Here is a 13202-nt window from a genome sequence, read left to right as displayed (position 1 = left end):
GTCAGTCTCCCGATGCCTGCTTCACCAGCGGGATGATCCGCAACGGAACCGGATTTTCCATAACGATTGCCGTCGAGGCCCGCACAATGCCATCAAAGCCCACAACCAGGTCGATCACCCGCTGCAGATCGGCGTTGGAGCGAGCGACGAGCCTGCAGAGCATGTCCCCGTGTCCCGTCGTTGTATGCAGCTCCAGCACCTCGGGAACGGTGGTCAAGTGGGCCCGTACGTCATTTCCTTGGCCCTGTTTGATCTCCAGGGTCGCGAACGCGGTGACCGGATAGCCGAGCGCCGCCGGGTCCACCTCCGGCCCGAAGCCGCGGATCACTCCATTCGACTGAAGCCGGTCGAGCCGGGCCTGCACCGTCCCGCGCGCCACCCCCAGCCGCCGGGACGCCTCCAGCACCCCGATCCGCGGCTCTATGGCGAGCAGCTCCAGCAGCGCCCCGTCAAGATGATCGATCGCCAATGTTCGCTCCCTCGTTTTCGATGGTCATCATGTACAGATAGCCCGGCGCGGTCGCGCGGTTGCTGTACAGAGTGCCCAGTGGTTCCACAAACTATTGCGCATCTTGTGGATCGGAGGGACTCTGCGGCCATGGCAGACACCACGATGCACACCCAGCCCATCACCCCCAGCTCGGCTCGGCAGGCGGACCCCTTCCCGGTCAAGGGGATGGACGCGGTCGTCTTCGCCGTAGGGAACGCCAAGCAGGCCGCGCACTACTACTCCACCGCCTTCGGCATGAAGCGCGTCGCCTACTCCGGACCGGAGAACGGCAGCCGCGAGACCGCGAGTTACGTGCTCGAATCCGGCGGCGCCCGGTTCGTGTTCACCTCCGTCGTCAAGCCCGTCACGGAACGGGGCCGCTTCCTCGCCGACCACGTCGCCGCCCACGGCGACGGCGTCGTCGACCTCGCCATCGAGGTCCCCGACGCCCGGGCCGCCTACGAGTACGCCGTCGCGCACGGCGCCAAGGGCCTCGAAGAGCCCTACGAGCTCAAGGACGAGCACGGCATCGTCGTCCTCGCGGCCATCGCCACCTACGGCGAGACCCGGCACACCCTCGTCGAGCGCACCGGCTACGACGGCCCCTACCTGCCCGGATACGTCACCGCCGGCCCGGTCGTCGAGCCCCCGAAGAAACGGTTCTTCCAGGCGGTCGACCACTGCGTCGGCAACGTCGAGCTCGGCCGGATGAACGAGTGGGTCGGCTTCTACAACAAGGTCATGGGCTTCACCAACATGAAGGAGTTCGTCGGCGACGACATCGCCACCGAATACTCCGCCCTGATGTCCAAGGTCGTCGCCGACGGCACCAAGAAGGTCAAGTTCCCGATCAACGAACCGGCCATCGCCAAGAAGAAGTCCCAGATCGACGAGTACCTGGAGTTCTACGGCGGCCCCGGCGTCCAGCACATCGCGCTGGCCACCAACGACATCGTCGGCACGGTCCGGCAGATGCGCGCCGCCGGCGTCGAATTCCTCGACGTGCCGGACTCCTACTACGACACCCTCGGCGAGTGGGTCGGCGACACCCGCGTGCCGATCGAGGAACTGCGCGAGTTGAAGATCCTCGCCGACCGCGACGAGGACGGCTACCTGCTGCAGATCTTCACCAAGCCCGTCCAGGACCGCCCGACCGTCTTCTTCGAGATGATCGAACGGCACGGCTCCCTCGGCTTCGGCAAGGGCAACTTCAAGGCCCTCTTCGAGGCCATCGAGCGCGAACAGGCCAAGCGCGGCAACCTCTGACCAGCGGCCCGCCCGTCACCCGCCGCCCCGTGGGCCGTACACGATCTTCCGTGTACGGCCCACGGATGCGAGGCTTACCGCATGGACCTCATCGGACACCTGCGCGCCGGGCTCCCCGCCGACGCCGTCCTCACCGACCCCGATGTCACCGGCTCCTACGCCCGCGACATGGCCAACTTCTGCGCGTCGGGCAAGCCCGCCGTCGTCGTCCTGCCGCGCACCGTCGAGCAGGTCCAGCACGTGATGCGGACGGCCACCGCCCTCGGTGCCCCGGTCGTCCCCCAGGGCGCGCGCACCGGGGTGTCCGGCGCCGCCAACGCCACCGACGGCTGCATCGTGCTGTCCCTGGTGAAGATGGACCGCATCCTGGAGATCAACCCCGCCGACCGGCTCGCCGTGGTCGAACCCGGCGTCATCAACGCCGTCCTCTCCCGCGCGGTCAACGAACACGGCCTCTACTACCCGCCGGATCCCTCCAGTTGGGAGATGTGCACGATCGGCGGCAACATCGGCACCGCCGCCGGCGGCCTGTGCTGCGTCAAGTACGGCGTCACCGCCGAGTACGTCCTCGGCCTCGACGTCGTCCTCGCCGACGGCCGCCTCCTGACCACCGGCCGCCGCACCGCCAAGGGCGTGGCCGGCTACGACCTCACCCGGCTCTTCGTCGGCTCCGAGGGCAGCCTCGGCGTCGTCGTCCGCGCCACCCTCGCCCTGAAGCCCAACCCGCCCCAACAGCTCGCCTTGGTCGCCGAGTTCGGGTCCGTGGCGGCCGCCGGACGGGCCGTCTGCGAGATCATGGCCCGCGGCCACGCCCCCTCCCTGCTGGAACTGATGGACCGCACCAGCATCCGCGCCGTCAACGACCTGGCGCAGATGGGCCTGCCCGAATCCACCGAGGTGCTGCTGCTGGCCGCCTTCGACACCCCCGACCCGTCCGCCGACCTCGCCGCCGTCGGCGCGCTGTGCGAGGAGGCCGGCGCCACCCAGGTCGTGCCCGCCGAGGACGCCGCCGAGTCCGATCTGCTGCTGCAGGCCCGCCGGCTCGCCTTCACCGCCCTGGAACGCCTCAAGCCCGCCATGCTCATCGACGACGTGTGCGTGCCCCGCTCCCGGCTCGCCGCCATGCTGGAGGGCGCCGCCGCCATCGCCGACACGTACGGCCTGACCATCGCGGTCTGCGCCCACGCCGGCGACGGCAACACCCACCCCCTGGTCTGCTTCGACCCGGCCGACCCCGACGAGGAACGGCGCGCCCGCGCCTCCTTCGACGAGATCATGGCGCTCGGCCTGCGCCTGGGCGGCACCATCACCGGCGAACACGGCGTCGGCCTGCTGAAGAAGGACTGGCTGGCCCGCGAACTCGGCCCGGTGGCAATGGAGTTGCACCGCGACATCAAGCAGGTCTTCGACCCCCAGGGCATTCTCAACCCCGGCAAACTGTTCTGACCGGCAAGGGGGTTGCGCCCCTGTCGTGCCCATGCCGCCCCACCCCGGCCGTAGAGTTTCCGCCATGGAAAACCTGCTCCCCGGTATAGCCCTCGTCGTCCTCGCCCTCGCCGTCGTGTCCTCCTCCACCGACCGCCGCTCCAAAATGGTGGAGCGGCGGCTCGTCCGGCTGGAGAGCAAGGTGGACCTGCTCCTCGCGCACGCCGGCATCGAGGAGCCGCAGCACGCCCGGTTCGCCGAGATCGACGCACTGCTGGCGCAGGGCAAGAAGATCCAGGCGATCAAGCTCCACCGCGAGCTGACCGGCTCCGGACTCGCCGAGGCCAAGGAAGCGGTCGAACGCCGGACCCGGTGACGGCTGGACCGGCGCGCCGACCGGCCGGCGGGCCCGCGAGGTGACGGCCCGCCGCACGGACGCGCCGACCGGCCGGCGGGCGTACGCGGTGAGGGTCGGCGGGCGCACGCGGTGCCGGACCGGCGGCCGTACGGAGACGTCCCCGCGGCGGATGCGGGGACGGCCCCGCGGGCAGAGGATGGCCAGAAGGGACCCGGCCCCGCGGCCCTTCCCGCGGCCCCGCCGGGCCGCCCCGCCCACCACAGGGAGCGAGAGCCGATGGCAGCGACCCCAGCGACCCCGGCCGCCGACGAGGCATACGACGTCATCGTGCTCGGCGCCGGACCCACCGGCGAGAACCTCGCCGACCGCGCCCACGCCGCCGGCCTGAGCGCCGTCATCGTCGAGAGCGAACTGGTCGGCGGCGAATGCTCCTACTGGGCCTGCATGCCCAGCAAGGCCCTGCTCCGCCCGGTCACCGCCCGCTCCGACGCCCGCCGTGTCCCCGGCCTCCAAGGCGCCGCCGACGGCTTGCTGGACGCCCCCGCCGTCCTCACCCACCGGGACGCCGTCGCCGCCCACTGGAAGGACGACGGACAGGTCCGCTGGCTCGACTCGGCCGGCATCGACCTCGTCCGCGGCCACGGCCGGCTCGCCGGACCCCGCCGCGTCGTCGTCGACGACGGGGAACGCACCCTCACCGCCCGGCACGCGGTCGCCGTCTGCACCGGCAGCCGCCCGGTCCTCCCGCCCGTCCCCGGCCTCGCCGAGGCCCGCCCCTGGACCAGCCGCGCCGCCACCAGCTCCCAGGCCGTACCCGGCCACCTCGTCGTGGTCGGCGGCGGCGTCGTCGGCGTCGAGATGGCCACCGCCTGGCGCGCCCTGGGCGCCTCGGTCACCCTCCTGGTCCGCGGCGACGGCCTGCTGCCCCGCATGGAACCCTTCGCCGGCCAGCTCGTCGCCGCCTCACTCACCGAGGCCGGCGTCGACCTGCGCACCGGCGCCGAGGTCCGCGAGGTGCGCCGGGAAATCCCCGGCGGCCCGGTCACCGTCGTCCTCGACGCCCCCGGCGGCCCCGGCGGACCGGGAGGCGCCGGCCGGGACGACATCGTCGCCGACGAACTGCTCATCGCCACCGGACGCGCCCCGCGCACCGCCGACATCGGCCTCGAAACGGTCGGCCTGGCGCCCGGCTCCTGGCTCGACGTCGACGACACCTGCCGGGTCACCGGCGTGACCGGCGGCTGGCTCTACGGCGTCGGCGACGTCAACCACCGCGCCCTCCTGACCCACCAGGGCAAATACCAGGCCAGGATCGCCGGCGCCGCCATCGCCGCGCGCGCCCGCGGCGTCCCCATCCTGGAATCCGACCCCTGGGGCGCGCACGCCGCCACCGCGGACACCCGCGCCGTCCCCCAGGTCGTCTTCACCGACCCCGAAGCCGCCTCCGTCGGCCTGACCGCCGCCGCGGCCGAACGCGCCGGGCACCGCTTCCGGGTGGTCGACCAGGACCTCGGCGCGGTCGCCGGGGCCTTCCTGTACGCCGACGGCTACCGCGGCCGCGCCCGCATGATCGTCGACCTGGACCGCGAGGTGCTGCTCGGCGCCACCTTCGTCGGCCCCGGCGTCAGCGAACTGCTGCACTCGGCAACCGTCGCGGTGGCCGGCGAGGTCCCCATCGAGCGGCTCTGGCACGCGGTCCCCGCCTACCCGACCATCAGCGAGGTGTGGCTGCGACTGCTGGAGACCTACCGCGGCTGACCGCCCGCCGGGGGAGGCCCTTCCCCATACCCCCGCGCGGCCCCTACGCCCCCGGCTCCGGTGAGTCGTCCGGCGACCAGCCGGACGACTCACCGCCCGGCCGCGGCTCGTCCCGGGACGCCATCGCGAACAGCTCGCTCAGCCCTTTGTCCAGGCCCAGATACCCCTGCTCCGCACCGGGCGGCACCACCCGCAGAGTGCGCTCCAGCCACGCCGAGACCGCCGTCGCCGGCGCCTCCAGCAGGGCCTCCCCGTCCGGCGAGTCCAGCGCCATGCACACCAGGCTCCGGCCGTCCACCTTCACCGGCCACACCCGCACATCACCCTCACCGCACGGCCGGAACACGCCCTCCACGAGCAGCTCACGGGCGAACGTCCAGGTCACCGGCGCGTCCGAACCGACATGGAAGGTGACATGGACGGCGTAGGGGTCATTCGTCCGGTACGTCAGCCGCGCCGGCACCGGAACGCTGCGCTCCGGGGACAGCACCAGGCCCAGTTCCAGTTCTCGTTCCACCACGGTGTGCATGAGGTCCGCCTCTCCGATCCCGTCTGCGCGGACGCCCTGGGAGCGGGCCCGCACCAGGAGAGAGGCACCAGGTGCCGGACTCTTACACGACTTCGTACAACTTTTTTCCCGGGCCTCTTCCAGGTGGTCGAAGGCGGGCACGGGCACCGTCGTGACCCGGGGTCTGATAGATGTGGACGCCGCGTTGCGGCAGACTGCACCCCACACCCACCAGGCCGAGTACAGATACGGGACTTCGGACATGAGCGCCCCTACCTCAGGATCCGCCGGCGGCAGCCCCACGCCAGGCTTCTACCCGGACCCGTCCATCCCCGGCTACATCCGGTACTGGAACGGTGCCGCATGGGTGCCGGGCACCAGCCGCCCCGCCACCCACCCCCGCCGTCGAGGAGACCGGCCCGGTCTTCCTCGACGAGGACGAGCCGGCCGCCGGCGACGCCGGGCTGCCCGTGGTGCGCCGCGGCGGCGAGGTCGAGACCCGCCCCGCCGCCGCGGGCTGGGACGACCCGGCCCGGCTGCACGGCGCCGGCCCGGAACCGGCCCCCGCCTGGCAGGCCGACGCCTCCCGGCAGAGCGGCTTCGGCAACGAGGCCGACCGCCGCATCTCCTGGGGCGCCCACGACCAGGCCCCCGCCGGCACCCCGTCCGGCGCCGCCTCCTGGGGCTCGGTGCCCCCGCAGCGCGACGAACAGCCCGCCGCCGACCCCGCGTCGGGCGACGTGCCCGGCACGTCCTCCTCCGCGACGCCCGCGCCCGGCGCGCCCGACGCCCCGTCCGACGGGACGGTCGCCATCCGCGCCGTCAACCCGGCCGCCCGCCGCGGGAACTCCGGCGACCAGGGCACCACGGCGATCCGCGCGGTACGCCCCGGCGCCGCCGCGCCCGCCAAGGGCAACGAGACCATGGCGATCCGCGTCGCGGGCGGCGGCCGCAACACCTCCCCGACGCCCGGCGGCGCCCCGCAGTCGCTGCCGTCCGTCGGCGCCCAGGCCCGGCAGAACCCGGCCCAGCAGAGCCCCGCACCGCAGCACCCGGCCCCGCAGCAGGCGCAGCAGGCCCCCGGCGGGCAGCAGCCCCCGGCCGGCTTCCCGGCGCAGCACGCCGCCGCGCCCACCCCGTCCGCGCCTCCCGCCTCCGCGTCTCCCGCCTCCGCGCCTCCGGCCTCCGGGCCCGCCCAGGGCGCCGGCGCCGAGGGCGTCATCCCCTGGAAGCCGCCGAGCGCCGCGGACCCCTTCTTCGCGGCCGCCCAGGCCGCACAGGGCCACCCGGCCGGACTCGGCCGCCGGCTCGCCGCCCGGCTGATCGACACCCTCGTGCTGGGCGCCGCCACCGCCGCCGTCGCGGTCCCGATGTGGAGCACCGTCACCGACCACATCGACGCCAAGGTCGAGGCGGCCCGGCAGTCCGGCCGGCAGGTGACGGTCTATCTGATCGACGGCACCACCGCCCCGGTCTTCGCCACGATCCTCGCCGTCCTGCTCATCGGCGGTGCGCTCTACGAGGCGCTGCCGGTCCTCAAGTGGGGCCGCACGCTGGGCAAGAAGCTGTGCGGTGTACGGGTGCTGGACATCGAGAGCCACGACACCCCGATGCTCGCCGCCGCGCTCAAGCGCTGGTTCTGCTACAGCGTGCTCGGCGTCCTCGCCGTCGGCCTGGTGAACGTCGTCTGGTGCGTGTTCGACCGGCCGTGGCGGCAGTGCTGGCACGACAAGCTGGCCCGGACGTTCGTCGCCGCCGACTGATCCGCCCCCGCCCGGGCCGCGACCGATCCGCCCGCCGCCCGGGCCGCGACTGATCCGCCCGACCGGAATCCGTCCCCCGAACGGACTTCGCCGGATGCGGCCGGTCGCGACAAGCGGTCGACTCGGGCCATGAGCACCGACCAGCCCGGCAACGGCTCCCCCCGTAACAACGCACCGCAGGGCGGCGGCACGGGCGGCGGCGAAGGCGGCGCACCGCCCCCGGGCGGAACCCCACCGCCGGGCGGAACCCCGCCTCCTGGCGGTACGCCCCCGGGTGGGCCCCCGCCTCCTGGCGGCACGCCCCCCGGTGGGCCCCCGCCGCCCGGTGGGACGTCGCCCTACGGTGGCCCCCCGTACGGCGGCGGCCCCTACGGTGACCCCTACGGCAGCGGGTACGGTGCCGACCCGCTGGCCGGTATGCCGCCGCTGGCGAACCGCGGCCGCCGGCTGGTCGCGCGCATCATCGACGCGATCCTCATCGGCGTCCCGGTGTCCATCATCATGACCTTGATCGTCGGCGGGGTGGACTACTTCAGCACGAGCAGCGTCGAGGCCGGCCGGCAGTCGACGGTGTCGGGCGTGACCATGCTCGCGTATCTGATCTACGAAGGGCTGATGCTCGCCAACCGGGGCCAGACCGTCGGCAAGATGGCGATGAAGATCCGCGTGGCGATGCTCGCGAACGGCTCGATCCCGACCGGCCAGGCGGCCTGGATCCGCGCCGCCGTCTACACCCTGCCGGAGATCGTGCCGTGCTGCGGCTTCATCTTCTGGCTGGTCAACGTCCTGTGGTGCACATGGGACAAGCCGTACCAGCAGTGCCTGCACGACAAGGCGGCGAAAACGGTGGTGGTCTCCACGGAGCCGCGGTAGCGCCGAGCCCGGCGTTCAGCGCTCGGCGCTCAGCGCGAGTGCTCGCCGACCCGGGCCTCCGGCGCGCCCGCCGTCTCGGTCAGCCGCGGCCGCGGCACCCGGTCGTACGGCGACGGCACGGCCCTCAAGGGGGCGGGCGCGGCGGGCGACTTGGCCCGTACGACGTGCCGGCGGACGACCCGGGACACTCCGGGCATCGGTGCCGTCATGGCGACCAGCAGGCCGAGCCCGAGTCCGGCGATGGCGATGACCGCGACCCCGATCCCGGTCCGCGTCTGCGAGAGCAGCAGCATCGCGAGGGTGGAGAGAAAGACGGTGGCCGAACCGTAGGCGAGCTGGGTTGCGGTAGGACGAGGCATGGCGGAATCCGTCCTCGGAGGGTCGGCAGGAAGTGTCGGTCAAGGGCGCGCCATCACACGAGCCTACGGTCCTTACTGCCCGAGCGGAACGGCAAGTAAGCGTGACCTAACCCACCGCGCGGAGGCACAGGGGGCGCACACGGCAAGCGCGTGAACGTATGTGCGGGAGCGTCCTGGCTGTTGACACAGGGGGCGCATGCCCGGCAGGCATATACGCCCGGCGCCTGCGCCGGTTATCCGGAGCCGATTCTTCCGGCCTGTTCCCAACCCCTCTGCCCGACCGGCGTGTTCACCATTCGGACGACTGTCCGATACCCGTAATCGGCGGACCGGTTAACGTACTTCGCTGACGTGACCAAGTCAAGACCTGTCTTTTCCCCCGTACTTCCGGTCGAATGCCCTCGAACAGTGACCGTGTTCGAAGGGGAGGACCGCTCCAAGTGAGAGAGCAGAGAAGACCGTTCAGACCGGCCGCCTTGGCCACGGCGATCGCCGTGATCGGGGCGGCCGCTTTGTCTTCCGGGGTGGCGATGGCCGACGCGCAGGGCCCGTCGCCCGTGGCCCGGCACCAGGACCCGGCGCCCGAGCGCAGCGTGGACCACGACCTCAAGGGCCCCTACAGCGACCGGCAGGAGACCGCCCGCAAGGAGGCGCTCCAGCAGGTCATCTCCGGCAAGGCCAAGGCCACCGACCGGGGCGGCTCGAAGGTCGTCAAGCTCGGCCGCAGCAAGTACGTCGAGCTGGCCCGGCAGAAGACCGACAAGATCTTCACCATCCTCGTGGACTTCGGCGACAAGGTCGACAACACCACGATGTTCGACCCGGACGGCGACGGCCCCAAGCCCCCGATCAAGAAGTACGGCGGCGACCCCGGCCCCGCGCACAACCAGATAGCCCAGCCGGACCGTGCCAAGGACAACAGCACGGCCTGGCAGAAGGACTACAACCAGCAGCACTTCCAGGACCTGTACTTCTCGCACGACAAGAAGAAGCAGTCGCTCGCCAAGTACTACGAGAAGCAGTCCTCGGGCCGCTACTCCGTCAACGGCGAGGTCTCCGACTGGGTCAAGGTCGACTGGAACGAGGCCCGTTACGGCTCCAACTACTGCGGCCAGACCAACTGCGCCAACGCCTGGGACCTGATCCGCGACGGCGTCAACCAGTGGGCCAAGGACCAGAAGGCCAAGGGCCGCACCGACGCCCAGATCAAGGCCGACCTCGCCAAGTACGACCAGTGGGACCGCTACGACCACGACGGCGACGGCAACTTCAACGAGCCCGACGGCTACATCGACCACTTCCAGATCGTGCACGCCGGTGAGGACGAGTCCGCCGGCGGCGGCGTCCAGAAGACCAACGCGATCTGGGCGCACCGCTGGTACGCGTACGGCAGCGACGCCGGCAAGACCGGCCCCGCCGCCAACAAGGCGGGCGGCACGCAGATCGGCGACACCGGCATCTGGGTCGGCGACTACACCATGCAGCCGGAGAACGGCGGCCTCGGCGTCTTCGCCCACGAATACGGCCACGACCTGGGCCTGCCGGACGAGTACGACACCACCGGCAGCGGCGAGTCCTCCGTCGACTTCTGGTCGCTGATGTCCGCCGGCTCCTGGCTCGGCACCGGCAAGGATGCCATCGGCGACCTGCCCGGCGACATGAGCGCCTGGGACAAGCTGCAGCTGGGCTGGCTCAACTACGCCAAGGCGAAGGCCGCGACGAAGTCCACCCACAAGCTGGGCGTCGCCGAGTACAACACCAAGGACAAGCAGGCGGTGGTCGTCGAACTGCCCGCCAAGGCCGTCAAGACCGATGTCGTCCCGCCCGCCGAAGGCTCCAAGCAGTGGTGGAGCGGCATGGGCGACGACCTGAAGAACACCCTCACCCGCTCCGTGGACCTCACCGGCAAGGCCAAGGCCTCGCTGAACCTCAAGGGCTGGTGGGACATCGAGAAGGACTACGACTTCCTCTACGCCGAGGTCTCCACGGACGGCGGCGCCAACTGGACCGCCCTGGACGGCACCGCGGGCGGCAAGGCCATCCCGCGTGACGGCAGCGACAAGCCCGCCCTGACCGGCACCGTCGCCGCCTACCAGGACCTCGTCTACCCGCTGGACGCCTACGCCGGCAAGAAGATCGACCTGCGCTTCCGCTACCAGACCGACGGCGGCGCCGCCCAGAAGGGCTTCGCGGCCGACAGCATCAGCGTGGTCGCCGACGGCACGCCGCTGTTCAGCGACAACGCCGAGGGCGACGACAACGGCTGGACCAGCAAGGGCTTCTCGCGCATCGGCGGGTCCTTCACCAAGGACTACCCGCAGTACTACATCGCCGAGAACCGCCAGTACGTGTCGTACGACAAGACCCTCAAGGTCGGCCCGTACAACTTCGGCTGGCGGACGGCCAAGCCGACCTGGGTGGAGCACTTCCCCTTCCAGAACGGCGTGCTGATCTGGCTGTGGGACACCTCGCAGGCGGACAACAACGTCGGCCAGCACCCGGGCCGCGGCCTGATCCTCCCGGTCGACGCGCACCCGACGGCCGAGCACTGGGCCGACGGCACGCTGATGCGCAACCGCTTCCAGTCCTACGACTCGACCTTCACCCGGTTCCGGACCGACGCGCTGACCCTCCACAAGGACGGCACACCGGTCAAGATCAGCTCGAAGAAGGGCGTCACGCTCTTCGACGACCGGCACGGCGTCTACTACGACAAGGCGAACCCGACCGGCGGTGTGATCGTTCCTGACACCAACACCCGGATCAAGATCACCAAGGAGGCCCGGGACGGCTCCACGGTGACGATCAAGGTCGCCCCTGCCGGTAAATAAAAGATAAAACCAGCAGGTCAACGCCCGATCGGCCGTCGCCCCCTAGCGGGCGGCGGCTGATTCGCGTTTAGATGCGTCCTACAGTTCCTTGTTGACGCCAAGTCTCACGGGGGAGATATGCACATGTCCGGTGGCGGTTTCACCAGGCTTCCCGGCGGAAGCGTGGTGGTCGCCCTGTCCCTGCCCAGACCGGCCCACGGCCCGCGCTCCGGCCCGTACGAGTGCGGCTGCCGGGTCCGGGTCCTGGTGCACGCCGTGAACCGCCAGCGCGCCCTGACCAGGCTGCGCAACCTCGGCCTGCGCGCGGTCTACCTCCGCGGCAACACCGAGCCGCCCACCCCGGACGAGGTCACGGCCGTCCTGCACCACCCCGACGGCCTCGTCTGGCGCGAGACCCCCGACGACGACACCGAGTCCTGGCACCCCATACGCGCCCTCTGGCGCCCCCGCCCGGTCCACCCGACCCGCGCACCGCACACGGCTCCCGATAGGGGCCCTCTGGCCACGGGAGACGAGGACAGGCCGGCCTCGGCGGCCTGAGCGGCCCGAGACGCAGGGCGCGCGGGGCCTTGGATGCGAGGGGCCGCGCGCCGGGCGGAGACGCGTCGGGCCGCGGGTCGAACGGAGACGCGCGGGCCGGGCGGAGGCGCGCCGGGATGCGCGTCGGACTGCGGGGCGGGCCGGGACTCGCTGGGATGTGGGCCGGGCGTCCGGCGTCCGGCCCGCGGCGTACGGCGTCCGGCCCGCGGGGGTCCGGCGTCCGGCCCTCGGCGTGCGGCGTCCGGCCCGCTGGGTGTCTGGCCGGCTCCGCGCTCGGCCGCCGGGTCGCCGGCCGGCGCCCAGCCGTCAGCCGCCCAGAACGACCGGCTTGCCCGTCAGCTCCGCGCCGGCCGCCCGCAGCTCCTCCAGCGCCCGCTCGGTCGTACGGGCGGCCACCCCGGCGGTCAGGTCCAGCAGTACGTGCGTACGCAGCCCGGCCCCCACCGCGTCCAGGGCGGTCCGCCGTACGCAGTGATCGGTGGCGATGCCGACCACGTCCACCTCGGTGACGTCGTGCGCCCGCAGCCAGTCGCCGAGCCCGGTGCCGTTCTCGTCGGCGCCCTCGAAGCCGCTGTACGCGGCGGAGTGCGCGCCCTTGTCGAAGACCGCGTCGATCGCGCCGGAGGCGATGGCCGGGGCGAAGTTCGGGTGGAAGCCACTGCCCTCCGTGCCGGCCACGCAGTGCACCGGCCAGGAGTGCTCGTAGTCCGGGTGGTCGGAGAAGTGGTCGCCCGGGTCGATGTGGTGGTCCCGGGTGGCCACGACGTGGCGGTAGCAGCTGCCGGCGGTCTCGGCGATCAGATCGGTGATGGCCGCCGCGACATCCGCACCTCCCGCCACCGCGAGGCTGCCGCCCTCGCAGAAGTCGTTCTGCACGTCAACGACGATCAATGCCCGGTGCATGGTGCGTGCCTTCCGGCTGGAAATCGGTAAGAGGGCGCGGAGCGCGGAGCGGTGGTGTGACCGAGGGTAGCCACTGCCGGGCATTTCCGGGAGTGCCCCACCATCCCACCCTCGGGTAGCTACACACT

At 72.0% G+C, this 13202-nt stretch carries 12 protein-coding genes and 1 pseudogene; 9 read left to right on the top strand and 4 right to left on the bottom strand.

Translation table 11 applies throughout. The annotated features are described in order from the left end of the window. Window position 1: 1 nt before the first annotated feature. Window positions 2-469 (bottom strand): Lrp/AsnC family transcriptional regulator, encoded by a 468-nt coding sequence (locus tag V2J85_RS28530; RefSeq protein WP_030414526.1) that lies wholly within the window; start codon window positions 467-469, stop codon window positions 2-4. A gap of 129 nt (window positions 470-598) precedes the next feature. Here V2J85_RS28530 and hppD point away from each other — a divergent pair, with 129 nt between their 5' ends. From hppD to V2J85_RS28510, 4 genes are all read left to right on the top strand, one after another. Beyond that, window positions 599-1756 carry a 4-hydroxyphenylpyruvate dioxygenase gene (gene hppD, locus V2J85_RS28525; RefSeq protein ID WP_261951194.1) on the top strand — a complete coding sequence of 386 codons (1158 nt, stop codon included), beginning with the start codon at window positions 599-601 and terminating at the stop codon, window positions 1754-1756. Window positions 1757-1837: 81 nt separating this feature from the next. Next, window positions 1838-3202 (top strand): FAD-binding oxidoreductase, encoded by a 1365-nt coding sequence (locus V2J85_RS28520; protein WP_330823135.1) that lies wholly within the window; start codon window positions 1838-1840, stop codon window positions 3200-3202. Between the two features lie 64 nt (window positions 3203-3266). Continuing rightward, a complete protein-coding gene (locus tag V2J85_RS28515; RefSeq protein WP_261951196.1) occupies window positions 3267-3557 on the top strand; it encodes a ribosomal protein L7/L12 in 291 nt (96 codons plus the stop codon). A 258-nt stretch (window positions 3558-3815) separates the two neighbouring features. Next, window positions 3816-5297, top strand: a complete 1482-nt coding sequence (locus V2J85_RS28510) for a dihydrolipoyl dehydrogenase family protein (protein WP_261951197.1) — start codon at window positions 3816-3818, stop codon at window positions 5295-5297. A 43-nt stretch (window positions 5298-5340) separates the two neighbouring features. Here V2J85_RS28510 and V2J85_RS28505 read toward each other — a convergent pair whose 3' ends face one another. Continuing rightward, window positions 5341-5826, bottom strand: a complete 486-nt coding sequence (locus V2J85_RS28505; protein WP_330823134.1) for an SsgA family sporulation/cell division regulator — start codon at window positions 5824-5826, stop codon at window positions 5341-5343. Between V2J85_RS28505 and V2J85_RS28500 the strand changes: the two are divergent. From V2J85_RS28500 to V2J85_RS28490, 3 genes and pseudogenes are all read left to right on the top strand, one after another. Next, window positions 5825-6160 (top strand): annotated as a pseudogene (locus V2J85_RS28500) (hypothetical protein); the annotation flags it as partial. The gene V2J85_RS28505 and the pseudogene V2J85_RS28500 sit on opposite strands and share 2 nt — an antisense overlap. A 1-nt stretch (window position 6161) precedes the next feature. Further along, window positions 6162-7568 carry an RDD family protein gene (locus V2J85_RS28495; protein WP_330823133.1) on the top strand — a complete coding sequence of 469 codons (1407 nt, stop codon included), beginning with the start codon at window positions 6162-6164 and terminating at the stop codon, window positions 7566-7568. Between the two features lie 129 nt (window positions 7569-7697). Further along, complete coding sequence (locus V2J85_RS28490; protein ID WP_330823132.1) at window positions 7698-8441, top strand: RDD family protein; 744 nt, start codon at window positions 7698-7700, stop codon at window positions 8439-8441. A 29-nt stretch (window positions 8442-8470) separates the two neighbouring features. On the opposite strand, the gene V2J85_RS28485 is transcribed toward V2J85_RS28490, so the two are convergent. Continuing rightward, window positions 8471-8800: a hypothetical protein gene (locus V2J85_RS28485; protein WP_261951201.1), complete on the bottom strand. Its 330-nt coding sequence runs from the start codon at window positions 8798-8800 to the stop codon at window positions 8471-8473. Window positions 8801-9240: 440 nt separating this feature from the next. Between V2J85_RS28485 and V2J85_RS28480 the strand changes: the two genes are divergently transcribed. After that, window positions 9241-11631, top strand: a complete 2391-nt coding sequence (locus V2J85_RS28480) for an immune inhibitor A domain-containing protein (protein WP_330823131.1) — start codon at window positions 9241-9243, stop codon at window positions 11629-11631. A gap of 123 nt (window positions 11632-11754) precedes the next feature. After that, window positions 11755-12171: a hypothetical protein gene (locus V2J85_RS28475; RefSeq protein ID WP_261951203.1), complete on the top strand. Its 417-nt coding sequence runs from the start codon at window positions 11755-11757 to the stop codon at window positions 12169-12171. Window positions 12172-12477: 306 nt separating this feature from the next. Here V2J85_RS28475 and V2J85_RS28470 read toward each other — a convergent pair whose 3' ends face one another. Next, the gene (locus V2J85_RS28470; protein ID WP_261951204.1) at window positions 12478-13074 is read right to left on the bottom strand and encodes an isochorismatase family protein; all 597 of its coding nucleotides are present in this window, start codon (window positions 13072-13074) and stop codon (window positions 12478-12480) included. Between the last annotated feature and the right edge of the window lie 128 nt (window positions 13075-13202).

The sequence above is a fragment of the Streptomyces bugieae genome (assembly GCF_036352915.1).
Taxonomy (GTDB): domain Bacteria; phylum Actinomycetota; class Actinomycetes; order Streptomycetales; family Streptomycetaceae; genus Streptomyces; species Streptomyces endophytica.
Note: the sequence above shows the minus strand (reverse complement) of the source record. Positions and strands in the feature narration are given on the sequence as shown.